Annotated in this window: 24 protein-coding genes; 11 read left to right on the top strand and 13 right to left on the bottom strand. The window is 38.0% G+C overall.

What is annotated here, in order from left to right; translation table 11 throughout:
- The first annotated feature begins 46 nt into the window (after positions 1-46).
- Positions 47-718 (top strand): hypothetical protein, encoded by a 672-nt coding sequence (locus tag ACLCEG_RS11360; RefSeq protein WP_410567563.1) that lies wholly within the window; start codon positions 47-49, stop codon positions 716-718.
- Between the two features lie 109 nt (positions 719-827).
- Here ACLCEG_RS11360 and ACLCEG_RS11355 read toward each other — a convergent pair whose 3' ends face one another.
- The gene (locus ACLCEG_RS11355; RefSeq protein ID WP_410567561.1) at positions 828-1,484 is read right to left on the bottom strand and encodes a haloacid dehalogenase-like hydrolase; all 657 of its coding nucleotides are present in this window, start codon (positions 1,482-1,484) and stop codon (positions 828-830) included.
- A 152-nt stretch (positions 1,485-1,636) separates the two neighbouring features.
- Between ACLCEG_RS11355 and ACLCEG_RS11350 the strand changes: the two genes are divergently transcribed.
- Both ACLCEG_RS11350 and ACLCEG_RS11345 read left to right on the top strand, forming a co-directional pair.
- Complete coding sequence (locus ACLCEG_RS11350) at positions 1,637-2,236, top strand: hypothetical protein (RefSeq protein WP_410567559.1); 600 nt, start codon at positions 1,637-1,639, stop codon at positions 2,234-2,236.
- Between the two features lie 90 nt (positions 2,237-2,326).
- Positions 2,327-2,848 carry a hypothetical protein gene (locus tag ACLCEG_RS11345; protein WP_410567557.1) on the top strand — a complete coding sequence of 174 codons (522 nt, stop codon included), beginning with the start codon at positions 2,327-2,329 and terminating at the stop codon, positions 2,846-2,848.
- A gap of 94 nt (positions 2,849-2,942) precedes the next feature.
- On the opposite strand, the gene ACLCEG_RS11340 is transcribed toward ACLCEG_RS11345, so the two are convergent.
- The gene (locus tag ACLCEG_RS11340; RefSeq protein WP_039251962.1) at positions 2,943-4,286 is read right to left on the bottom strand and encodes a hypothetical protein; all 1,344 of its coding nucleotides are present in this window, start codon (positions 4,284-4,286) and stop codon (positions 2,943-2,945) included.
- 211 nt (positions 4,287-4,497) lie between these two features.
- Between ACLCEG_RS11340 and ACLCEG_RS11335 the strand changes: the two genes are divergently transcribed.
- Both ACLCEG_RS11335 and parE read left to right on the top strand, forming a co-directional pair.
- Positions 4,498-5,079 (top strand): YqiA/YcfP family alpha/beta fold hydrolase, encoded by a 582-nt coding sequence (locus tag ACLCEG_RS11335; protein ID WP_410567555.1) that lies wholly within the window; start codon positions 4,498-4,500, stop codon positions 5,077-5,079.
- Positions 5,080-5,093: 14 nt separating this feature from the next.
- On the top strand, positions 5,094-6,977 hold the full coding sequence (gene parE, locus ACLCEG_RS11330; protein WP_004704878.1) for a DNA topoisomerase IV subunit B: 1,884 nt from the start codon (positions 5,094-5,096) through the stop codon (positions 6,975-6,977).
- A 117-nt stretch (positions 6,978-7,094) separates the two neighbouring features.
- Here parE and ACLCEG_RS11325 read toward each other — a convergent pair whose 3' ends face one another.
- Entirely contained in the window at positions 7,095-7,598 is a 504-nt protein-coding gene (locus ACLCEG_RS11325) for an ureidoglycolate lyase (RefSeq protein WP_348889240.1), read from the bottom strand.
- A complete protein-coding gene (alc, locus tag ACLCEG_RS11320) occupies positions 7,595-8,605 on the bottom strand; it encodes an allantoicase (RefSeq protein WP_151750023.1) in 1,011 nt (336 codons plus the stop codon). The genes ACLCEG_RS11325 and alc overlap by 4 nt, the downstream gene beginning before the upstream one ends.
- Positions 8,606-8,804: 199 nt before the next feature.
- On the opposite strand from alc, the gene hpxO reads away from it, so the two are divergent.
- Complete coding sequence (hpxO, locus tag ACLCEG_RS11315; RefSeq protein WP_410567552.1) at positions 8,805-9,962, top strand: FAD-dependent urate hydroxylase HpxO; 1,158 nt, start codon at positions 8,805-8,807, stop codon at positions 9,960-9,962.
- A 53-nt stretch (positions 9,963-10,015) separates the two neighbouring features.
- On the opposite strand, the gene ACLCEG_RS11310 is transcribed toward hpxO, so the two are convergent.
- From ACLCEG_RS11310 to puuE, 5 genes are all read right to left on the bottom strand, one after another.
- Positions 10,016-10,741, bottom strand: coding sequence for an outer membrane protein OmpK (locus tag ACLCEG_RS11310; RefSeq protein WP_004704884.1), 726 nt, complete (start codon positions 10,739-10,741; stop codon positions 10,016-10,018).
- A 121-nt stretch (positions 10,742-10,862) separates the two neighbouring features.
- On the bottom strand, positions 10,863-12,230 hold the full coding sequence (locus ACLCEG_RS11305; RefSeq protein WP_410567550.1) for a nucleobase:cation symporter-2 family protein: 1,368 nt from the start codon (positions 12,228-12,230) through the stop codon (positions 10,863-10,865).
- Positions 12,231-12,253: 23 nt separating this feature from the next.
- Entirely contained in the window at positions 12,254-12,577 is a 324-nt protein-coding gene (gene uraH / locus ACLCEG_RS11300; protein ID WP_039251947.1) for a hydroxyisourate hydrolase, read from the bottom strand.
- Positions 12,574-13,077, bottom strand: a complete 504-nt coding sequence (gene uraD / locus ACLCEG_RS11295) for a 2-oxo-4-hydroxy-4-carboxy-5-ureidoimidazoline decarboxylase (protein ID WP_410567654.1) — start codon at positions 13,075-13,077, stop codon at positions 12,574-12,576. The genes uraH and uraD overlap by 4 nt, the downstream gene beginning before the upstream one ends.
- Positions 13,078-13,176: 99 nt before the next feature.
- Positions 13,177-14,142: an allantoinase PuuE gene (gene puuE, locus ACLCEG_RS11290; protein ID WP_215901306.1), complete on the bottom strand. Its 966-nt coding sequence runs from the start codon at positions 14,140-14,142 to the stop codon at positions 13,177-13,179.
- Between the two features lie 252 nt (positions 14,143-14,394).
- Between puuE and ACLCEG_RS11285 the strand changes: the two genes are divergently transcribed.
- The 4 genes from ACLCEG_RS11285 to dsbD all read left to right on the top strand — a co-directional run bounded on the left by ACLCEG_RS11285 (position 14,395) and on the right by dsbD (position 18,056).
- Complete coding sequence (locus ACLCEG_RS11285; protein WP_263614835.1) at positions 14,395-14,745, top strand: HPF/RaiA family ribosome-associated protein; 351 nt, start codon at positions 14,395-14,397, stop codon at positions 14,743-14,745.
- 158 nt (positions 14,746-14,903) lie between these two features.
- The gene (locus ACLCEG_RS11280; RefSeq protein ID WP_004704896.1) at positions 14,904-15,449 is read left to right on the top strand and encodes an ankyrin repeat domain-containing protein; all 546 of its coding nucleotides are present in this window, start codon (positions 14,904-14,906) and stop codon (positions 15,447-15,449) included.
- Positions 15,450-15,461: 12 nt separating this feature from the next.
- On the top strand, positions 15,462-16,229 hold the full coding sequence (locus ACLCEG_RS11275) for a transporter (protein WP_004704898.1): 768 nt from the start codon (positions 15,462-15,464) through the stop codon (positions 16,227-16,229).
- Positions 16,230-16,247: 18 nt separating this feature from the next.
- Positions 16,248-18,056: a protein-disulfide reductase DsbD gene (gene dsbD, locus ACLCEG_RS11270; protein ID WP_410567547.1), complete on the top strand. Its 1,809-nt coding sequence runs from the start codon at positions 16,248-16,250 to the stop codon at positions 18,054-18,056.
- Here the strand turns inward: dsbD and ACLCEG_RS11265 are convergent, their stop codons facing one another.
- Positions 18,057-19,250, bottom strand: coding sequence for a GGDEF domain-containing protein (locus ACLCEG_RS11265; protein WP_191110487.1), 1,194 nt, complete (start codon positions 19,248-19,250; stop codon positions 18,057-18,059).
- Positions 19,251-19,426: 176 nt separating this feature from the next.
- A complete protein-coding gene (locus ACLCEG_RS11260) occupies positions 19,427-20,338 on the bottom strand; it encodes an alpha/beta hydrolase (RefSeq protein WP_004704904.1) in 912 nt (303 codons plus the stop codon).
- Positions 20,339-20,487: 149 nt separating this feature from the next.
- Between ACLCEG_RS11260 and ACLCEG_RS11255 the strand changes: the two genes are divergently transcribed.
- Complete coding sequence (locus tag ACLCEG_RS11255; protein WP_004704906.1) at positions 20,488-20,925, top strand: DUF2147 domain-containing protein; 438 nt, start codon at positions 20,488-20,490, stop codon at positions 20,923-20,925.
- A 39-nt stretch (positions 20,926-20,964) separates the two neighbouring features.
- On the opposite strand, the gene ACLCEG_RS11250 is transcribed toward ACLCEG_RS11255, so the two are convergent.
- Together ACLCEG_RS11250 and ACLCEG_RS11245 are read right to left on the bottom strand one after the other, a co-directional pair.
- Positions 20,965-21,315, bottom strand: coding sequence for an arsenate reductase (locus ACLCEG_RS11250; protein WP_100193409.1), 351 nt, complete (start codon positions 21,313-21,315; stop codon positions 20,965-20,967).
- A gap of 456 nt (positions 21,316-21,771) precedes the next feature.
- On the bottom strand, positions 21,772-22,596 hold the full coding sequence (locus tag ACLCEG_RS11245) for an exodeoxyribonuclease III (RefSeq protein WP_004704909.1): 825 nt from the start codon (positions 22,594-22,596) through the stop codon (positions 21,772-21,774).
- Positions 22,597-22,609: the final 13 nt, after the last annotated feature.

Genomic DNA, 22,609 nt, shown 5'->3' with positions numbered 1-22,609 from the left:
GAATGGCTATAAATATTAATTTCATTAGTGATGCGAGAAAATATAAGTGATTTATAAAAAATTAGTTTTTGTATTTTTAGTAGGTTTTAGCTTATATAGTATTCAATATGTAATTGAAGGAGCTTATGCAAATTCTTTTGAAATAAAGAAAGTGAATAATGTCCAATTCATTGAATCTACTGAAAAAAATAGAAAAATAAAAAAGGGTTTAGATAATAAAATTTATTTATTATTAGATTCTGATGAGGGCTGTATAGTAAGTGAAAAACCTCTTAATAAGGATGTCGTAATTATCTATAAAGAGGACGAAAAGTTTAAATATGATATTGTGAATCCAATATTGAAAAAAGATAGTAGTGATTGTGTTTCAGAATTAGCTTTTGTTACAGATGAGCCTAATTATTTTTATAATATTAATAAAAGAAGTAAGGAGTTAGTTCGTGGTTATGGTTTTGAATTAAATAAGGATCAGATTCTATATAAAAATAATAAAATTAGAGGAGTTGATTTGATAGGGAATGGAATCCCTAATATTGTAACTGAATGTTTTTCAAATGAAGGTGCTCATTTTAATATTTTTGGAGGGTATAATAATGAAGAAAAATTATTACATCGTTATACCTACCTAGATATGAATTTACAAGCCTCATGTACTGAAAATGAAGAAATATATAGTAAAGGTTTGTTGGATTTAAGAAATAAGTATAAAGATTATTAGTAAGATTTGAGTAATATAGGCACTTTTATTGATAAAAGTGCTTATATTAGCCTATACCATTCTTATTTAGTTGTTAGATGGTTATATAAACTATATTCATATCATAACTTTAAACCCAGTTTAATATTTTCAAATTTTTGATTTTAATATTTTTAATTTTGTTGTTATCCCCATTAATTAAATAGGGCAGTTTAGCGCCCATCAAAATAGGTAAGTCATCATCAATATCATCACTGTATGTTGCAAACCAAGGTTGTTTGATATCAAGCTTATTCAATCTTCTTACTTTTTCTTCAGACCTGCAATGTATCCCACTTATCCATCCTCCCAACTTGTTTTGTAGAGGAGTACCAATAATTCGTACATCTAGATTGATAGACTCGAGTAAAACATTCGCTAACTTTTCTGGTGCAGCCGTGGCAATACACACAATTCTTCCATTGGCTAAATGATCTTTAACTTCGGCTATACCTTGCTCAAACCAATATAATGAACCGGAAGTAATTTCATTGATATTCTTAGAGAAATTTTTAAAGCTGTATTCTAATTCTTCTTCGTTCAAGCTATACGTTGCAATCCAGAAATATAATGAAGCACCTTTAGATTTATATTTCTTAAATTTCATAAGAGGTAAAGCGATGGGCGTAACAATAAGTGCAGCGATGAATCTAAAAATATTAGATTTCAATTTATCTGTTAACCATGCCTTTGTAGAGTCACCCGATAGTAATGTTCCATCTAAGTCAAAAACAACAATTTCTTTCATGTACTTCTCTAAATTGAATAGTAATGATATTTACTAATATCTAAATGGGTGTTTTTTAATCTTCTTTAAATTGGCAATTAATAAGAGTTTCATATAATATAACCAACTATTTATAAGAATTTTGAAAATATATTGAATATAGAGTTTAATAAATGAAAATTGCCTCCTTTATCTTTCTGAGCTTTAGCCTTTTAGTGTGCTCAAATATATCGAATGCCGCATTTTATTCGTATAAGTATTGTACTATTCAGAATAAATGTAAAGAACTGAAATACACATTGAATCAGGGGAGTTATGTTTTACATGCATATGAACCTCCTGTCGATGAGTTCTATATTAAAATAAAAGATGATAAATATTATGTGATATATAAAAATATCTTTATGGAAGGTGTTGAAGTAGGCTGGGCACAAATGAAAATAATTACTAATAATGAAAAAAAGCTGGTTATGGAAACTAATGAAATATTTCAGACTTTAGGAAATTATAATTCTATAGGTGGTGGTGATAATTTTGAGTACATTCCATCAAAAAATTATAGAAGTAATATGTATGTGCTTAATGACTTCTATGATCGATATTCTTTTAGACAATATCAAAAATTAACTTTTATAAAGAAAAATAAGCAACTTTTACTTGATTGTAAGAGCTATATGCAAGATCTAGATCCAAAAAATAATCTTTCTGGTATGTTCTATGGTGTTTGTACTGATAAGGAAAAAGTTTATTTTAAAGAAATTCCAGAATTATAATTTAGATTTTTTGTTATATTAATTCTTTAACTCTATGTCAAGAGTCATAAGTTTTTAACCTTTGTAAATCAGATAGTATAAGCTTTTGATATGAAACTAACATTTATCTTTATATTTGGCTGTATAAGTATGCACAGTTATTGTGCTGTAAATTTGGATAGAAAAAATTATTTAGACTTTAACTCAATAAATTTAAAAGATAAATCTTATATTATTGATAATAAATACTCTGATATTAATTTTTCGTCAAAAGGTATAGCAAAAGATCAAATGGGAAGCTGTACAACTTTTTCAGATTTTAATAATAGTATTTCATATACTCTTAATAATCAGAAGTTGGTTGAAGTATTAATTGGAAGTGAAAATAAAAGTATATACACATCAAAAAATATACGAAATGGTATGGGTGTTAAAAATATATACAAAAACTATAAGGGTTATAATATTAAAAAAATGAAAAGTGATGGAGCTGGAGATTCACAAAATGATTATACTTACTTAGTGACTGATAATTTACAGAAAAATAATAGTTTAATTTTTGATGTTGTACATGGGAAAATACAAGGAATACATTTAGGAAAAAAAGGATTTGATCTATCTGATTGTGAGTAATATTACTTATACCCGATTTTATGTGTTGATAAGATCAGGTACAAATTAGTGATAGATTATTAAATAGTTTTTATATTCATAAATTGGGCTCTATTTACGTCTCTACAATTCCTTCTAAATCTTCGAGCGTATAGTTCGGCATATCAATAATATGGGTTTGAATACCTTCTTGCACATAATCATTTACATGAGGATATAACCAGCGAGTAATCTGTTCGGCTACACTTGAGTGATACTGAATTTCAAAATGGTTTAAGCCATAAAACACTGCTTTATGTGAGTCTGGAACTTTAAGTTGAAAACGTGGATTTGGATGTTCGCCAAGTGCACTTTTCACACTCACTAAGTAATCGCCAATCACGGTAAGCGCTTTATTACGCACCTTTTCAAACTCGAGTGTTCCAGCCACTAAAAAAGTATTGATATGGGAAGGTAGAGGAGCTGGAGCACGGTTGTCATCCATCATGCCGATACGGGCATCCATATATTCCCAGTCATCGTCACGAACGCTACCATGGCGTAGGTCTAAAATGCCATTACTACGAATATTGACTAACTGACCCAGTAATCCGACAAATGGGAACGCCCCGAGTTTATCTTGTATAGCAAAGCCAAAGCGCTCAAGTACTGCACCATGGTGTGGAGAACCAATACAGACTAAGTTCTCGACCATATGAATCCATTGGTACATATTTTGTTTGCCGTAAAACAGCGCGCTACGGGAAACCAGTCCACCCATACTATGACCAATGATATCAATACTGGTAATTCTTGGATTACGTTGTACCAAATCTTCTAACAAGTTAGAGAAACTGCGGCCATTGGCTGAAATGCGGCGACCTGTGTTGTAGTTTAAATACAACATGGTGTTATGGTCACGCTGCGCGAGCAGACGTTCACCAATGCCGCCATAGTGTGCATTTGACCAAGTCAGATGGTTCATACATAGACCATGAGCCAAAATCACGATACGGCCTGCAAGTTCACCTTGCTGGATTGCACCGTAGTGGTCGTATAGCACCATGGGTAAGGCAAGGGGACTATGTTGTTTAAGTAAATAGTCTCCAAAAATACCATTTAAAATACCCACCAAAAAATGTTGGCTCGGGGTGAGTGGTTTTTCGTGAAGTGTGGGATATTTTTCAATAATGTGACGTAAACTTGGCGCTAAAAAGTGGCTACCATATTTTTGTAAAGCGCCATAAGAAAATTGATATAGCTTTTGCACAAATGGTCGTTTTTGAAAGTTTTTTGCATTTTGGGCGCTAATACCAAAAGCATTTTTTAATACTTCAATATTAATGACTTGTATTAATTCATGTACACCATTTAAGCTGGTGCTGAACAGTTGAGCTAAACCTTCTAGTACGTCGGCCTGACTCGGTGGCGTACGATCCCATTTACAATAAGTTTCATGTAACGGTGTTAAGCTCGGCATATCTTTTCCCCATTTACGTTATAACCGACGTTTTAAGCTGTACTTTTTATCAACGGCAGCTAACGTTTCCATCTTAGTAGTTTAAATAACACATGTTTTTAAAATACTGATGAATGGTAAGTTGAATCGTTTTTCTTGTCTGACAATAGTGTTTTTATATACAAACTGAGAACAAAAATGTGAGTTTATTCTCAATTTAAGAGGGAAATATATGAATATTATCTACCTCCATGGCTTTAATAGCAGCTCTTCTTCGATTAAAGGGCTGAGCCTTAAGCAGTATTGTAGCGAATTGGGCATAAATGTGCATTTGCCAGACCTAAACAGATCTCCTAATCTAGTGGTAGAACAAGTTTCAGCGCTTATTGAGTCCTTGCAAGACGTGGCTTTAGTCGGTAGTAGCCTCGGCGGTTTTTTTGCGACATATTTTGTCGCGAAATATAATATTCCGGCTGTACTGATTAACCCTGCTATGCAACCATGGAAGTTGTTTGATAAGTTATTTCAAGTTGAAAGCATGCCTTATAAGGTGAATGATCAATGGTCAATTGATCATGTTCAGTTACGACAGTTAGAACAACTGGAACTGAAACAACCTGAAAATGCCGACAAAATACTCGTCTTGCTGCAACAAGGCGACGAAATTTTGGATTATCGTCAAGCACAACGCTATTATAGTGCTGCAACACCATCCTCATTGATTTTGACGGATGCTCATGGCAATCATGCCATGGAAGATTTTGAAGAAAAATTACCCTTAGTGATCGAATTCTTTGCGCACACCATCAAATAAGGAAAACGTACAACGTGACACAATATACGGCTCAATCGCTTGAAGTCCTTTCTGGTTTAGACCCTGTTCGTCGTCGTCCGGGAATGTATACCGATACGACTCGACCTAACCATTTAGCCCAAGAAGTTATTGATAATGCTGTCGATGAAGCATTAGCTGGTCATGCCGACAAAATCTGTGTCACGGTTTATAAAGATGGTTCATTGTCGGTTGAAGATAATGGCCGTGGTATGCCAGTCGATATTCACCCTGAATATGGCCAAAGTGGTATTGAAATCATTCTGACCAAGCTCCACGCAGGTGGTAAATTCAGTACCGATAACTACCAGTTTTCAGGTGGTTTGCATGGTGTGGGGATTTCAGTTGTAAACGCTTTATCGACACGTGTTGAGGTCGAAGTTCAACGTCAGGGTAATTTATACCAGATGGCTTTTGAGCAAGGTGAACCTGTTGCGCCTTTAGCAGTGCTAGAAGGCAAAGCACCAAAACGTGCGACTGGTACAACGGTACATTTCTGGCCTGAAGCAAAATATTTTGATAGTCCAAAATTTGCGTTAAAAGCACTCAAACATAATTTAAAAGCGAAAGCTGTATTAGCAGCTGGTTTAAAAATTATTTATATCGATCAAATTAATGATGAAAAAATCGAATGGCAATTTGAAAATGGCCTCGTCGATTATTTGATGGATGAATTACAAGACCGCGAAATTTTGCCAAACCCTGCATTTGTAAGTAGTGGACAAGCAGACCGCGCAGCCTGTGAGTTTGCGATTTGCTGGAATGTAGAAGGCGGTGAGCAGGTTCAAGAAAGTTACGTCAACTTGATTCCAACTGCACAAGGCGGTACGCATGTGAACGGTTTACGTTCAGGCGTGACCGAGGCGTTACGTGAGTTCTGTGAATTGCGTAACTTGTTACCGCGTAATCTTAAACTTTCGGCAGAAGATGTTTGGGATGGTGTGAACTATATCTTGTCGCTCAAGTTTCAAGAGCCACAATTCTCAGGTCAAACCAAAGAGCGTCTTTCGAGTCGTGAAGCATCAAATATTGTTTTAAATATTGCTAAAGATGCCTTTGCGCTCTGGCTCAACCAACATGCTGAAATTGCTATGCAACTGGCGGAAATGGCGATTTCTAAAGCAGGTCGTCGTTTAAAAGCAGCCAAGAAAGTCGAGCGTAAAAAGATTGTTTCTGGCCCAGCTTTACCGGGTAAATTGGCAGACTGTGTTGGCCAAACTCGTGAAGAAAGTGAGTTATTCATTGTCGAAGGTGACTCTGCGGGCGGTAGTGCCAAGCAAGCGCGTGATAAAAACTTTCAGGCCATCATGCCAATTCGTGGAAAAATCTTAAACACATGGGAAGTCTCTTCAGATGAAGTACTCGCTTCTCAAGAAGTTCACGACATTGCGATTGCGATTGGTGTAGATCCGGGTAGTGATGATTTGTCAGAACTACGCTATGGCAAAATCTGTATTTTGGCCGATGCCGACTCGGACGGTTTACACATTGCGACTTTGCTTTGTGCTTTATTCGTTAAGCATTTTCCTGCATTGGTGGAAGAAGGTCATTTATTTGTAGCAATGCCACCACTGTTCCGTATCGATATTGGTAAAGATGTCCATTACGCACTCGATGATGATGAACTTGAAACCATTTTGAAAAATGTCAAAGGCAATAAAAATCCTCAAATTACTCGATTCAAGGGACTAGGGGAGATGAACGCGATTCAGCTTCGCGAAACAACCATGGACCCTAACACTCGTCGTTTAGTACAACTTGATCTGGATGATGCACATTTAACAGCTGGTTTACTCGATAAATTGCTTGCGAAAAAACGTTCCGCAGATCGTAAGCAATGGCTTGAGCAGAAGGGTAACTTAGCCGATATCACTGTTTAAAATAAAATTAAAAAAATCCCCGCTCAATAGGCGGGGATTTTTATTTTAGCGACAGATAATTCGATGTATTTATATAATTAATTTAAAACAGACAAGTCTGTATAAATTACTCTTTATTTAAAACCTAATTTCTATAGATTGTGGAAACTGAAAAACATCACAATTTGCTCCACTTCCGATGCGATCTACTACTGCAAAATCACTTGGTGACTCAAAAGTAAGCAAAGGATGATGCCATGTGCCTGCCCGATAATTGATACTTTGCTTTCCATTTGAAACGAAAGCACAGAGCTTGGAAATATCGGGAGTGTTTTCATCTAAAGCGGGTGCGACAATAATTAAAAACTTTTGTTGCTGTAATGGAATAAATGCCTGAGAGCCTTTCGGATGACGCTCTAGCATTGAAATTTCCAGAGGTAGCACACTGGCCTTAATATTACGGAAAATACTAATTCCTGCCTTTGCTTCACCTTCAATTTCAGTTTCAACGAGCGCATGGTAGCGCTCGGTGTGAGCATCATTAATATGAAAAAAGTCATGCCCGTCGCAACAAATGACTTCTCCGAAGGGCTGAAAGTTTTCAATAGTTAAGGGCTGAATTTGAACAGTATTCATGATCATGATTTAGCAATTTTCCCCCATAAACGAACACGGCTAATACCACCGTCTGGAATCATGTTAATGCGAATATGAGAGATCTTTTCATGCTGTAAAATCTCATTCACATATTCATGAATATGATCCATTTGCATTGGTTGAGCTTCAAGTAAATAAGACCAGAACATACTTTGTGGAATTAACTGTGCATCGGTTGCATTTTCAAGGTAAACCGCTTGTATAGATACTTGGGCAGGGAAGTTCCCTTTAAAATGAGCGGTATCAATTTCAAGCTTTTCAATTTTTCCGCTTTTACCCAACGCAAGAATACACCAGTCATAACCCGGTGCGCGGCGACGTTTGGTTTCCCAACCATCGCCCATGTTGATACCACGACCAGGGTTAATCAAATTACGTGGGTGTCCAAAGTGCGCATCACTATAAGCAACTACGCGACCACCATTTTCAAGGGCTAATAAATCAAGCGTTTGCTCACTATCAGTCACCTGAATGTGAACATCTCCATAAACACGCAAACGAGCAACACCGCCATCTGGGAAAATATTGAGGCGTATATGGGTAAAAAGTGCATCATTATTGACCATAAAAATATGATGTTGACTTGGCCCTAGCTCAGTATTTTCTAGAACATTCTCCCATTTTGCACCTGTTAGGTCTCCATTTGGTGCATAACACGCTTCTAATGAGGCAGATGCTGGATAGTTTCCTGTAAAAAAGCTGGTGTCGATATCAAGTGCGGTGATTTTTCCACTTACTCCTAGCTTCACAATACACCAGTCATATCCCGCGTGACGCTTACGACGGGTCTCCCAACCGTCCATCCACTTACCGTTGTCATCAAATTTATCTTCAACAAAAATAGGTGCTTCAAATTGCAGCATACGCTTTGCTTCTGCAAAGAAATCATCTGAACACTCAATGACTTGTGCACCAATTCGGACATCTGCCAAATTGGTTTTGGTATTCAAAATTTCAGGAAGTTCAAAAGCTGGGGCGTGTAGAGTTGCCATAATGCGGTATCCGTATTTCTTGTTAAAAACATGATTTTTCATTTAAAACTATCAACATACAGAGCACGTTGAGACGAGTTTTATACTTAAATATATAAGCATGGGGCATGCCAGTTTTGTGGAAAAGCTAAATAAATTTTGAACGATGGCATGTTTTTAGCATAAGCACCCTATAGGTGAATATCTATAGGAGAGTGTTATGAATGTGGTGATTATTGGTGCGGGAATGGGAGGTCTAACCACAGGCATTGCATTAAAAAAATTTGGTCACCAAGTTCGTATTTTTGAGCAAACTGAAAAGATTCTTCCAGTCGGCGCTGCTATTTCGTTGTGGTCAAATGGTGTGAAATGTCTGAACTATCTCGGATTAACTGACAAAATCGCCAAACTTGGCGGACAAATGGACGACTTGGCCTATGTCGATGGTTTAACTGGAGATGTGATGACACAATTCAGTTTACTGCCATTAATTGAAGAAGTAGGACAGCGCCCATATCCGGTTGCACGTGCCGATTTACAAAATATGCTGATGGATGAGTTTGGTCGAGACCAGATTTATCTAGGCAAAAAAATGGTCAGCCTTGAAGATAAGACCGATTATGTCGAAGTACATTTTGCAGATGGCAGTTCAACGCAAGCTGACTTACTGATTGGGGCGGATGGTACTCATTCAATGACTCGTGCCTATGTGTTGGGTCAGCAAGTACAGCGCCGTTATGCTGGTTATGTAAACTGGAATGGTTTGGTTGAGATTTCTGAAGATTTAGCACCAGCTCAGCAATGGACGACTTATGTCGGAGAAGGTAAGCGAGCTTCTTTAATGCCCGTCGCAGATGGTAAGTTTTACTTCTTTTTAGATGTGCCTTTGCCAGCAGGATTAGACAATAATCGAGATGAATATAAAAAACTTTTAAAACAATATTTTGCTGATTGGTGTCAGCCTGTACAGCAACTCATTGAACGCTTAGACCCACAAAAGACCAATCGGGTAGAAATCCATGATATTGAACCGTTTGCCCAATTTTATAAAGGCCGCGTGGTGATCTTAGGCGATGCTGCACACAGCACCACACCTGATATTGGACAAGGTGGTTGCCAAGCCATGGAAGATGCGATTTATTTAGCGCGTTCTTTGCAAATAAATACTTTGGGTTTAGAGGACGCTTTACGTCGTTATCAAAACAAGCGTAATGAACGGGCCAATGAGTTGGTTCTTCGTGCTCGTAAACGCTGTGATGTGACTCATATGAAAGATGAAACTGTGACCAAAGCTTGGTATGCAGAATTACGCCGTGAACAAGGCGGACATATTATGCAGGGGATTATTAGTAATATTGTGGGTAATCCACTCGACTAAAACAAAAACAGCAAGGATTTTTCCTTGCTGTTTTAAGCTTCTAAATAAAAATTTTAGAAGTGGTATTTAACCAAAGCACTCACGTTATTTTCATCTCGGCCTTGTAGACCAAATTTATTATTCCATACAGAGTGTTCAATACCGAGGTATAGACGTGTGTCAGGAGAAATGTGTTTACCTACATTCCATTTCCACTGAGTTGTCCAGTTTAACTCGCTAGCATGGTCACCTTCAGCAGTTGACCAATCTAGGAAGCCATCAACCAAGAATTCTTCAGATGCAATGTTAAATGGAATACCATAAACGAAAGTCATTTGATAATCGTCGTCAGTTTTCTCATTATTTGCACGGTAGAAGTTTAAATTCGCATATTTAAAATATGGAATGTCTAAATCAACAGCAAAACCATATAAGAAGTTATCAAAGTTATTGCCGTTTTCGCTGTTACTTTCCCAAGTGGTACTAATGAGCACATCTTTAATTGGGCCATAAGCTAGTTTTTTGCCAGACACTTCGCCCAAGCTTAAACGTGGTGATAACTCAAAATATGTACTTTTGTGATCATCTTCACCGCGCATACGGTCCATGAAGAAAAACACATCAGCATATTTAACTTTTGCAGCATATTCCAAAGTAATCGTAGTTTCTTTGTTGTCTACAACTTCATAGTTTTCACCATAAAGTCCAGTCACACTAAAATCTTGCCAAATTGGTTTTGCCTGAACCATGGCAGTTGCAGATAACAAGGCACAAGTCGCCGCAAGTTGCTTTAATTGCATTTAAATGATCTCCCCCCAAATAAAGCACGCTAAGGATACAGGGTCTTAAGCAAAAATGAAGCCAAATTTGATCAACGGTTAAAAAAAGGCCCACCGAAGTGGGGCGCTAAAAACCAATTTATTAATGTGTATTTCTAGTATTTACGGTTTGGCTCAAATGAGGGGTCGATGATCTACGAAATGAAGGTAAATGATTAAATAATAAATTCAATAAGATAGCAAAGATACAAGTCGAACTAATACCCGAATGAAACAAAGTTTGTACCCAAATTGGAAAATGTGCATAAAACTCATGGTTAATAATGGGGATCATTCCTGCCGATAAAGCAGTCGCGACAATGATCAAATTTTTCTGATCGTTATAATTTATTTTTGCTAAAGTGCGAATTCCGCTCGCTGCAACTGACCCAAATAAGACCAGACCTGCACCACCAAGTACAGGCATAGGAATTGCTGCAATTAGACGCCCCATAACAGGCAATAGCCCCAAAATAATCAGAATGACACCACCTGCCGCCACGACAAAACGACTTTTGATGCCTGTAATCGCAACCAACCCAACATTTTGGGCAAAAGCGCTTTGCATGAACGAACCAAAGATAGGTGCCATAGCACTTGAGAACATATCTGCACGAACACCATTGGCGATACGTTTAGAATCGACATCGGTTCCTACAATGTCTCCTACAGCAATAATATCGGCTGTGGTTTCCGTCATAATCACCAAGGTGACGATGAGCATTGATAAAATGGCACTCAGTTCAAAGGTAGGCAAACCAAATGCAAAGAAATGTGGAAATTGTAGCCATGCACCTGAGCTGACCTGACTAAAATCGCCGAAGCCCATAAAGTAAGCCAGTATGGTACCAGCCACGATTGCTAATAATATAGATAAACGACGAATGCTAGCTTGTGGCAGCATGTTTAAAATAATCACAATGCCTAAGGTGAGTAGGGCCAAAGAAATATTTTCTACGCTTCCCCAGTTGGGTGCTTTATCGTTGCCACCCATCATCCAGCGAATCGCAACGGGTAACAGAGATAGCCCAATAATCGTGATGACGCATCCAGTCACAACAGGGGGGAAAAAGCGAATGATTTTTGAAAAGTAAGGTGCAAGGCAAAGTCCAACTAGAGAGGCTACAATGACCGCCCCATAAACCGCAGGCAGGCCACCGCCCGTGGTAATAATAGCGACCATGGTTGCCACGCCAGCAAAAGACACCCCCTGAACTAAAGGTAGTTTTGCGCCTAGATATTTGGTTCCTATGGTTTGTATGAGTGTTGCCAATCCACCTACAAATAGGGCTGCTGCAATAAGCATTCCGACTTGTACCGAGCTTAAACCAGCAGCCGTTCCAATAATAAGGGGCGGAGCCACAATACCACCATACATGGTCAGCACATGTTGTAAACCGTAAGCAAAACTTTTCGAGATTCCTAAATATTCATGCTCTGGAGAAATCGCATTCTTTTGTCGATCATTCATATTTTTCTCCTATTTTAATTCAGTTAGCTACCACGATAAGTAGAGTAAGCAAACGGGCTAATGAGTAGTGGAATGTGATAGTGCTGCTTGATGTCTTCTATAAAAAATTGAATGCAAACACGCGGGAAAAAAGTTTTGACTTGCTTTGATGAAAAATAAGGCGCAATTTCAAATTCAAGTTGATATGGCCCTTCAGTTAAATCTTTGATACCAAAATCACTTACTCGACCATCTTTATTGGTGGTTGCGGTTGCAATCAGTTCATGAGTTGCTGCATGAAATAACTTCACTTCGACTTCTGCAGCGGGTTTACCTAAATTTGTATCTAAAATATGAGTGCTGATCATGCTTGTATTTCCTGAGATAGACGTAATAGAGCAATTGCTGCGAGTTGCTCATGTACAATGACTTTTTCTATAGCTAAGTTGTTTTGAAGACGTTGATTAAGTTTTTTTAAAATCTCATCGCTACTAAGGCCGGCGGCTTTAATTAAAAAAATGAAGCCAAACTTCTCTTCATAATCGAGATTGCCTTGTAGTAGAGCTTGTTGTGTTTGCTCATCTAAGGAAATGCCAGCTTGCTCCTGAGCTGAAAAATTTTGTTCTTTTGCATTCAGCTGTTTTTTTGCTTGCCGTTCACCAATTTTTGGATGAGTTGCTAAAGCATTTTCAATCTCTTCCCATGACCATGTGTGGCTTAATTGTTCCGCATATCCTAAAAGAACAGATGGTGATGAGTAGGGGCGTTCTGAGATAATTTTTTCAGCCCAAGCTGGAATATGGACGCAGTTATTTAACAGAGTCTTGAGTTGATCGGGTGGGGCTTGGTTAAACTCGGCTAAAAACACTGTCATTCCTAAACTCAATATAGTGATATAGAGTTTTAGCAATAACAGTGCCAAGAGTGGTTAATATTTCGCTAATGAATTTGCAAAATTAATAATCAACTATCGAGTTATGTGATTTTTATACCAATACTCTGCAATATCCTGACGGCGACAGACCCAGACACGATCGTGCATTTCAATATAGTCGAGAAACCTTTGTAACGCTTTAAAACGACCCGGATGCCCCAAAATACGGCAATGCATTCCAATCGACATCATTTTTGGTGCAGTTTCACCTTCTGCATACAACACATCAAAACTATCTTTTAAATATTGAAAAAACTGTTCAGAGCTATTAAATCCACCCGGTGAGCAGAATTTCATGTCGTTACATTCGAGGGTATAAGGAATAATTAAGTGCGGACGGGATGAACCTGCATCATTGGTAAGGGTCGTCCAAAAAGGTAGATCATCACCATAATAATCTGAGTCGTATTGTATTTGCGGAAACTCTGCGAGTAACTGACGGGTATTAGGACTATCGCGTCCAGTGTACCAGCCTATAGTTTTATTTTTAAACAAGTTTTCTAAAACAGATAAAGCTTGTTTCATATGCTGTTTTTCGACTTGAATGTCAGTGTCTTGATAGTGAAGCCATCGGTAGCCATGAGAAACCACATCATAATCAGCTTCTTTAATCGCTTCGACAATATAAGGGTTGCGCGCCAACGCCATAGCAACGCCAAAAATGGTCATTGGGAGCTTGCGCCGTTGGAACTCACTATGAATGCGCCAAAAACCAGCACGTGAACCATATTCGTACATAGAGTCCATCGACATATGCTTGGCTGGATAGCTTGCAGCACCAATAATCTCTGATAAAAACTGTTCCGAACCCTCATCGCCATGCTCGATATGCTTTTCGCCACCTTCTTCATAATTCAGGACAAATTGCACTGCAACCTTAGCATTGTTGGGCCATTTCACCTCTGGAGGCTGTCCGTGATAACCGATTAAATCACGTGAATAAGGAGACTTCTGAATCTGCTCAATGAGTTCTGCTCCATATAGATAAGATTCGGTCACAATTGCTCTCCTTTTGTTCAATTTTTCATAAAAATTTAAAAAATCAGCTTGCATATTTTTATAGATGGACTGATATTGAAGATATGAAGATCTTCAAAATAAATTAAAAGCAGTACGTTTAAGTCAGGAGATAACAAACCATTACACCATCAAAATGTACAATTGAAGTCAGTTCATGCATGCTTAAAACATGCCAACATAAAAAAGTTTTGCATAGAAAAGATCCACAGTAAGAAAGAGAGGATGGTATTTATGAATATTGAAATCCGCACAGATAAAAACATCCATAATAGTGAACGTTTAATTACTTATGTACGTGCAGAACTTACTCAAGAATTCCAACGTCATAGCGAACGTATTACGCATTTTTCGGTTCATTTTAGTGATGAAAATGGGGACAAAGGTGGTGATAAAGATATCCACTGTATGATTGAAGCCCGTCCTGCTGGTTTGAAACCAGTTGCAGTGCACCATAAAGCAGGAAATATTGATGCTTCAATTCATGGCGCGATTGAAAAACTAAAACGCAGCCTTGAACATACGTTTGAGAAAAAGGAACACCCGAGAGGTGGTCAACCAGAACTCATTGATGATGAAGCTTAAAAATAGCTAAAAAGCCCTTCGGGGCTTTTTTTATGGAATATTAAAAACAAGAATAAAAACTCTTCACAACTTTTGGTTTGCAATGCAATAGCATTGACCTCTAAAATCTTTATCAGAGATTAGGCATAATAGCCCTAATATATTTTTGAGAGATGGTCATGTTAACCACCCAGCAGCAGGCTTTAATTCAAGCCATAGAAGAATTAGAACTTACGCAAGTACAAAAATTACTTGCTGAGGGGCTTGATCCGAATTTCATTGATCCGGAACAAGGGCCACCCGTGTCAATTATCTGTGATGGAATTTTTAAATGGTGGGAAGACGTTTCAGAAGCTTATGAAGCGGGTACTCCTTTATCAAAACAAGAAAAGCAAGACGCATTACAAGTTTATCTCGATATCCTTGATGCCTTAATCCAAGCTAAAGCAAATGTTCATCTTTGGGATGCAGAAGAATTTTATGGCCCACTATGGGATGCGGCAAGTTCGGCATGCGCACCAGCGGTTCAACGTTTACTTGATGAAAAAGTTGACCCAAATACACGTGATGAAGAAGGACTTACCATTTTATCTTCAATCAGCCAGTTGTTCTTTGATTGTGATTTTGATGAAATAGATTGGTCAGAAGCGCTTCAAGAAGAGCGTGAAACATTAGAATTGTTGCGCCATCATGGGGCAAAAATGTCAAAAGAACTAACTACTTGATTGGATAATAGAATGAGAACATTTCAAATTTTAACTTTTGCTCTGACCACTGTTGCCGCAGGAAGTACTTTTGCTGCTGAGTTCTCGTTTGACCGTCCTGGTTCAGGCTTTGGAACAGGCATCACTCCAGTAGGGCAGTTAGCTTGGGAACAAGGCTTACCAAGTGCAACTTATACAGAATCAAATGTTGATGGTGTGAGAGAAAAGACCGTGACCGTCAATGAAGATATGTTATTCCGTACAGGTTTGGCTAAGGACCTAGAATTACAATTAGGTTGGCAAGGTCCGGCTTGGACTCAAACTAAACGCGCAGGTAAAAAGACAGATACCTCTGGTTTAGGTGATGTAAGCATCGGCTTAAAAAAAGCGATTGATTTAAATGATGAAAATTTAACAATGGCTGTATTGGCTCAAGCGCTTATTGCAACAGGTAATGATGAATTTACTGCACATGACGATATTTATAGTTTAAGTTCGGCAGTGGCTTATCAATATAATGATTTGATCAATACAGCAATTACCATGCGTTACGAAGTGCAAAACAGCAACTGGGCTGTGACTGCTATTCCAACCATCAACTATAAAATTGCCGGCAAACTTTCTGGTTATTCTGAGTTTGTATATCGTAAAGCTGAAAGCGAAGACTATCAATATAGCCTAGGCACAGGTTTAGTTTATGCAGTCAATAAGCGTACTCAGCTTGATGCAAGTGTTGGAGTAGATCTAGATGGTCAATATAAAGGCTACCGCGGTGGCTTGGGTATGGCATTCTTATTCTGATAAAACTAACTTGAATAGATGTTAATGAAAAAGCTTTTTTCTCAGGGAATTATTTATTTTCTAGCTGCGGCTACGTTGGTATTTAGTCAGTTTGTTTTTGCAGAAGATAAGCTACTTTCACCAGAACAGGCTTTTTCATTTTCGGTTGAGTCGCCACAATCGCATACTGCGAAATTATCGTGGCAGATTCAGCCGAACTATTATTTGTATCAGCATAAATTTACCGTACAACAGGGTACTCAACCTTTAACTTTGAATTTGCCTAAGGCAGTTTCTCAATATGATGAGAACTATGGGCAAAGTCAGGTTTATTATCATCAAATCAATTTCCAGATTAAAACCAAGCCTTCAGAGCACTACACTGTAACTTGGCAGGGCTGTGCCAAAGACCGTATTTGTTATCCACCCCAAACCATCGAGTTTCAAACCGATGCAGACGGATTGGTTGGTGTGCAAAACCAAGCGGCAGCACCGAAACGCTTATTAGATTTGGCAAATACACAAGCATCGTCTCAAGAAACTCTAACTAATCAAACAAGTTCAGAAACTAAAGCAGATGCGGCCGCTCCCCAAATTGCAGAAGACCAGATTTGGTCGGCGAAATTAATTGAACACTCGCTTTGGTATGGTGTTTTATTATTTTTAGGCTTAGGCATGTTGCTCGCATTTACACCATGCTCTTTACCCATGCTGCCGATTTTAACTTCATTAATTATTCGAGAGCATAAAGGTTTAAAGGCTTGGACTATTGCACTTACTTTTGTATGTAGTATGGCATTGGTTTATGCAGGTCTAGGTTTAATTGCTTCTTCAGCAGGGCTAAATTTCCAACGTTGGTTGCAACAGCCCGCCACGCTTATCGCGTTTAGTTTGTTATTCGTGGTTTTTGCCCTAAATCTGTTTGGATTGTTTGAGATTCGTTTACCGCAAACATGGTTAAATCGACTTGACCGCATTCAGTCCATGCAACAAGGTGGTACTTTAGTTGGTGCAGGAGTCATGGGCGTAGTTTCTGCGCTATTGGTTGGTCCATGTATGACCGCACCTTTGGCTGGAACTTTACTATTTATTTCTCAAACCCAAAACCAATGGCAAGGCGCTTTGCTTTTATTTTGTTTAGGTTTTGGAATGGGGATTCCTTTACTCATCGCTAGTGTTTTAGGTGCAAGATTTTTACCTAAAGCTGGCGACTGGATGCATCAGATTAAAGTAATTTTTGCTTTTCTGATGTTGGGTCTAAGTCTTTATTTTATTCGCCCTTTATTGCCAGATTGGGGCATGCAAGTGCTTAGTTTATTGCTAGGCCTCGCTTTTATTGCCTACGCACTTTATCAGTTCTTTTGGAAAAAAGGGCAGTTACAGTGGCTCTATGCGCTTCTGCTTTTATTGGTTACTCCGTTTGTTGCCTATAACCAGTATCAGCATATTCAAAATCGCAGTTTGCAAAGTTCCGACCATATGGCTGAATGGCACATTGCGACAACAGCAGCAGACTTTCAGAAAATTTTAGCAGCAGCGCCTGCTGATCGGGCTATTGTCGTTGATGTCTATGCAGACTGGTGTGTGGCTTGTCAGCCTATTGAGCATCGTATTTTAAAAGCACCAGAAGTTCAGTCAGCTCTTGCGCCTTACTATCTCATTAAGCTTGATTTGAGTCATTATGACCATTCACATGAGGCTCTACTCAAGCAGTGGAGTATTTTAGGGCCACCAACTTATCTGTTTTTAAATGAGCATCAACAAGAAATACGTTCTTTACGTTTAACTGGTGCATTTAGTCAGCAAGAGCTGTTACAACAGCTTGCAAGCTTATCGAAAGCTAAATAGTTAAATTGATTCTATATGTGGTATTTGTTGAAAAGTGCGCACTTGATTGCGCCCTGAAGCCTTTACCGCATAAAGTGCTTCATCTGCTTGTCGAATGACGAGGTAGGGATCGTTTGCAAAAGCGGAACTACTAATTCCAAAACTTGCACTTACATGAATCTGAATATTTTGATTGTTGAAAATAGACAGCTCTTCTAAGGCAAGTCGGCAACGCTCTGCAATTTTTTCCGCTTGAGTAATATCGGTATGGGGGAGTAATAAAATAAATTCTTCTCCACCAAATCGACCAATAATGTCTTCATTACGCAAGTTTTCAGACAAGCATTGAGCAATTTTAATTAAGACCTGATCACCCTGATGATGCCCATAGACATCATTAATTTTTTTAAAATGGTCTATGTCGAGAAGGACTAAAGCATAATCGGATTGTTGCTCATGAAGTGTTTCAAGATGGATATTTAAACTGCGTCTATTTAATACATTAGTTAATGGGTCAATTTGGCTTAAGCGCTGAATATAAGTTTCTCGTTGTCGCCACTGGGTCAGTAATATTTCAAATAAAATAAGGCAGGCCACTAAAATCGGCATAATAAAAAATAACATGCTTCCTAACCAAAATGGATTGGTTTGGGCATGTCGAATTATGGTGAAGTTAAATAAAGGAGCGTAGGGAATAACGCCATTCATACTTAAATAAGTACATACTGCTAAAATAATTGTTGCTGGTATAAAGGCGCTATAAACAATTTTTCTTTCAAATAAAACCAGACCTACACCAATGGTGCCTACATATCCAACCATTGTGGCAGGGCTGATACTACCAATTAAGTATCCATCATGACACAGCATAAGCATGAAGACTTGTACGCTAACCAAAGGAACAATTTTTTGAGCCCGCTCTTGGTCTTTGTAGCGATAACAAGGAATAATCAGTAATGCCAATAAAAATAAGGTCAGTAAATTCAGCCAGAGTTGTGACTCTACAAGCGGTAAATTTGCCCATTGCCAAACGCTAGGCGTTATTAAAATATAAGCTTTCCATAAAATCCAACTGAAATTCATTGCACATGCAAGTGTAAGCATCAGTGCGCTTTTTTCTAATGGCGTCCAATTAATAATATGGTTGTTATGGATGAATTCGAGAACCACCTGTTTTATTTTATTTATAGAATAAGTGATGAAACGAATTTTCATAATAATAGATGAACTCCTAAATAGAGATGTTTCCTCTTCAGATCATCCTAAAATGGGAGAGTTGGAATGATTCATAACCTAAACATATCATGATTCAATTATTAAACCTTAAGATTAAGGTTTTTATAAAAAATGAAGTGAAAAGTATTTAAAACTTGTCACTTCATTTATTTCAATTAAGTTTTGTCGAGTTCATGTGCAAACTCAGAAATATCTGCCATCGCTTGTTTTGCTTCTTCAAACCAAGCATTAAACATTTGGAAGTTATGCCACATGCCTGTGTAAAGTTTAAAATGTACTTTGACACCTGCTTCTTCAGCTTTTTCTCTAAAGCGTTTCGCGTCGTCTAATAAAATTTCTTTAGAACCCACCTGTACTAAAGTCGGTGGCAAACCTGCTAAGTTATCGAAAATAGGAGAAACACGCGGATCATCTGCTCCAATATGATTGCCAATATAATGTTGAATACCTATTTGCAGGGCTTCAAAAGAAAGTAGGGCATCATGTTTTTGGTTAAATCTTAAAGATTCACTGGTTAGGGTTAAATCTAAAAAGGGAGACAATAAAATTAAACCACTTGGCATCAGTTCAGGTTGTTCTTTTAAGCGTAAGCAAAGTGCTAAAGCTAAATTGGCCCCACATGAGTCACCCGATAAAATAATATCTTTGGGCTGAATACCTTGAACTAATAACGCTTGATATACATCATATAATGCCTCAATCGCTTCAGGGTATGGGTGCTCAGGAGCAAGAGGATAGTCCACGTGAATAATTTGCATTTGAGTACGGGCCGCTAAATCCGTCATGAATGCATGATGGGTTTTTACACTGCCCAGAAAAAAAGCGCCGCCGTGAATATGAAAAATAAGCTGCGTCGCTGAATCCTGAGCTTTAATCTCTTCACCCTTTACACCAGCAAGTCGAATCGGGCGAACAGTTACGTTTTTTTGTTTTGGAAATGCTCGGCAAAGTTGTTCAAGCATCGGGCGCAGGGCAGTTGGAGGTAAATTCAACTGACTTGGTTTGCGAATCGCTGTTTTTAGAAATGTTTCAGTTAAATAATATTTTAAAACGTTTGGTATATTCATATAGTATCCGCTTATGTTAATAACTTGTTTCCCTATAAATTTTATTTTTCAAGGTTACAAGGTTACACGAAACAGTCACATTCAAAAATTGCAATATCGTTGCGAGTTTTGAATACTGAAGTCTTGAAAGACCCAAGGATATTACAAAAATGAAAAAGATTGCTTTAGCTTTAGGACTTGTTGGTATGGCTGCATTTGCAAATGCGGCTGATCCACTCAATGGAACGGTATGGAAAACGATTGATGACCAAACCAATAAGCCCAAAGCCGTAGTAAAGTTTACGGAACAGAAGGATGGAACCTTAACTGCAACCATTCAAAACATTTTGACACCAGGTGAAGAAAACTCCTGTACAAAATGTGAAGGGCCGTATAAAAACAAACCGCTTAAAGGTGTGACCATTGTACATAATCTAAAAAATGTAGGTGGCACCAGTTATGAAAACGGTACAATTTTAGACCCTAAATCTGGCAAAACTTATAAATTAAAAGGTGAGTTAGCTGAAGGCGGTAAAAAGCTTAAATTGCGCGGTTATATTGGCGTGTCAGCATTAGGCCGTAACCAAACATGGATTCGTGCGAACTAAATCTGTGAATGAAAAAAACGAGCCAAATGGCTCGTTTTTTTATGCACTTAAATTTTGATAGGCAGTTTCATCAAAACCTACCAGAAAACCTTTAGACGTCTGTAGAACTGGTCGTTTAATTAAGCTTGGTTGAGCAATTAAAGCTTCAATAAGATGATCTTCACTGCTTAATGCACGCGTCTGTTCTTCTTCAGATAGTTTTCTCCACGTGGTGCCTTTTTTATTGAGAACAGTATCTTGTCCTATTTCTTTTAACCAGATTTTGAGGGTGTCGGCATCGATTCCTTGTTTTTTATAATCGTGAAATTCGTAGCTCAAACCTTTTGCTTGTAAGGCATCAAATGCTTTTTTCATTGAATTACAGTTTTTAATACCATAAATTTTTAACATTTTATCGGACCATGTCAAAAAGAAAGAACACACAGCCTAACCCAAAATGCTTTTAAGGACTACTTTATACCGATACTTTTAAAACAAATGAAAAATAATGATTAAAACAATAAACAATGTCATGTTACTGTCATAAGACGAGGTAATAATGAGCCCAACAAGAAGAATCTAGAAAACTAAAAGAACTTAGCGCAAAAAATAAGAGATAGAAAAGAGAAAACCCGCATTTAATCATCCTGATCATGCGGGTCTCATTTCAACGTCCATTGTCACATCCTTGCAAATAAACTTATCATAAGTTTATTTTATCTTCCTACGGCGTCCTATCCTTTCGCGTCATCCTGACTGCTTCCCTGTGCCGTGGGGCTATAATGCCGTTAAACGTGTGTAAGAAAAATACTCAAAAACGACATGTGCTGTAAGCAAAAACGACAATGTAAGTGAACACGTGTTCACTTATTCTTGAATTTTATAGTCAACAATAACTGGAGCATGGTCACTAAACCATTGATCTTTATAGACCCATGCGTTTGTTGTACGTGTTTTCCAGTCTGGTGAACAAGCTTGATAGTCAATACGCCAACCTACATTTTTCGCACGCGCTTGACCGCGATTTGACCACCATGAATACAATTCGGCTTCCGTTCTTACCACACGGAAGGTGTCTACATAGCCAAGTTCATCATAAATATGGTCAAGCCATGCACGTTCATGTGGTAAACAGCCAGACGACTTCTGGTTACCCGACCAGTTTTTAATATCAATTCGTTTATGAACGATATTGTAATCGCCACAAATAATGATGGACTTATTTTCATCACGCCATTGTTTTAAGATTTTTGCGTATTCACCCAAAAATAAATCTTTACGTGCTTGAGCTTCTTCACCACTTGAGCCTGAAGGTAAGTATAATGATGCAATATGTACGGGATGTGACAAACCTAAATCGAATTCGGCAGAAATGAAGCGGCCTTGACTATCGGCCAATTCAAACCCTAAACCATCTTTAATAGAAACGAAGGGTAAGCGGCTATAAATTGCAGTACCTGCATAGCCTGCACGCTCTGCTGGAAACAGATGGGTATGCCATCCTTCGGGTCTAAATTTTTCAGTCCATTGTTCATGGGTAATGCGGCTTTCCTGCATGCATACGACATCGGCATCGGATTGTTCTAACCATTCAAGTAAGCCTTTCGTTACTGAAGAACGTAAGCCATTTACGTTAATGGAAACGACTCGAAGAATTTTTACATCACTTGGATACTGATCCTTTGGTATCATGCGAAAATTTAAC

Source organism: Acinetobacter sp. H1(2024) (genome assembly GCF_046557555.1).
Taxonomy (GTDB): domain Bacteria; phylum Pseudomonadota; class Gammaproteobacteria; order Pseudomonadales; family Moraxellaceae; genus Acinetobacter; species Acinetobacter seifertii.
This window is presented reverse-complemented; position numbering and strand designations above follow the sequence as displayed.

Bases quoted from the DNA above. Each gene is read 5' to 3' on its own strand.
- ACLCEG_RS11355 (WP_410567561.1), bottom strand. From the start codon at position 1,484: ATGAAAGAAATTGTTGTTTTTGACTTAGATGGAACATTACTATCGGGT.
- ACLCEG_RS11350 (WP_410567559.1), top strand. From the start codon at position 1,637: ATGAAAATTGCCTCCTTTATCTTTCTGAGCTTTAGCCTTTTAGTGTGC.
- ACLCEG_RS11345 (WP_410567557.1), top strand. From the start codon at position 2,327: ATGAAACTAACATTTATCTTTATATTTGGCTGTATAAGTATGCACAGT.
- ACLCEG_RS11340 (WP_039251962.1), bottom strand. From the start codon at position 4,286: ATGCCGAGCTTAACACCGTTACATGAAACTTATTGTAAATGGGATCGT.
- ACLCEG_RS11335 (WP_410567555.1), top strand. From the start codon at position 4,498: ATGAATATTATCTACCTCCATGGCTTTAATAGCAGCTCTTCTTCGATT.
- ACLCEG_RS11325 (WP_348889240.1), bottom strand. From the start codon at position 7,598: ATGATCATGAATACTGTTCAAATTCAGCCCTTAACTATTGAAAACTTT.
- alc (WP_151750023.1), bottom strand. From the start codon at position 8,605: ATGGCAACTCTACACGCCCCAGCTTTTGAACTTCCTGAAATTTTGAAT.
- hpxO (WP_410567552.1), top strand. From the start codon at position 8,805: ATGAATGTGGTGATTATTGGTGCGGGAATGGGAGGTCTAACCACAGGC.
- ACLCEG_RS11310 (WP_004704884.1), bottom strand. From the start codon at position 10,741: ATGCAATTAAAGCAACTTGCGGCGACTTGTGCCTTGTTATCTGCAACT.
- ACLCEG_RS11305 (WP_410567550.1), bottom strand. From the start codon at position 12,230: ATGAATGATCGACAAAAGAATGCGATTTCTCCAGAGCATGAATATTTA.
- uraH (WP_039251947.1), bottom strand. From the start codon at position 12,577: ATGATCAGCACTCATATTTTAGATACAAATTTAGGTAAACCCGCTGCA.
- ACLCEG_RS11285 (WP_263614835.1), top strand. From the start codon at position 14,395: ATGAATATTGAAATCCGCACAGATAAAAACATCCATAATAGTGAACGT.
- ACLCEG_RS11280 (WP_004704896.1), top strand. From the start codon at position 14,904: ATGTTAACCACCCAGCAGCAGGCTTTAATTCAAGCCATAGAAGAATTA.
- ACLCEG_RS11275 (WP_004704898.1), top strand. From the start codon at position 15,462: ATGAGAACATTTCAAATTTTAACTTTTGCTCTGACCACTGTTGCCGCA.
- dsbD (WP_410567547.1), top strand. From the start codon at position 16,248: ATGTTAATGAAAAAGCTTTTTTCTCAGGGAATTATTTATTTTCTAGCT.
- ACLCEG_RS11265 (WP_191110487.1), bottom strand. From the start codon at position 19,250: ATGAAAATTCGTTTCATCACTTATTCTATAAATAAAATAAAACAGGTG.
- ACLCEG_RS11260 (WP_004704904.1), bottom strand. From the start codon at position 20,338: ATGAATATACCAAACGTTTTAAAATATTATTTAACTGAAACATTTCTA.
- ACLCEG_RS11255 (WP_004704906.1), top strand. From the start codon at position 20,488: ATGAAAAAGATTGCTTTAGCTTTAGGACTTGTTGGTATGGCTGCATTT.
- ACLCEG_RS11250 (WP_100193409.1), bottom strand. From the start codon at position 21,315: ATGTTAAAAATTTATGGTATTAAAAACTGTAATTCAATGAAAAAAGCA.
- ACLCEG_RS11245 (WP_004704909.1), bottom strand. From the start codon at position 22,596: ATGATACCAAAGGATCAGTATCCAAGTGATGTAAAAATTCTTCGAGTC.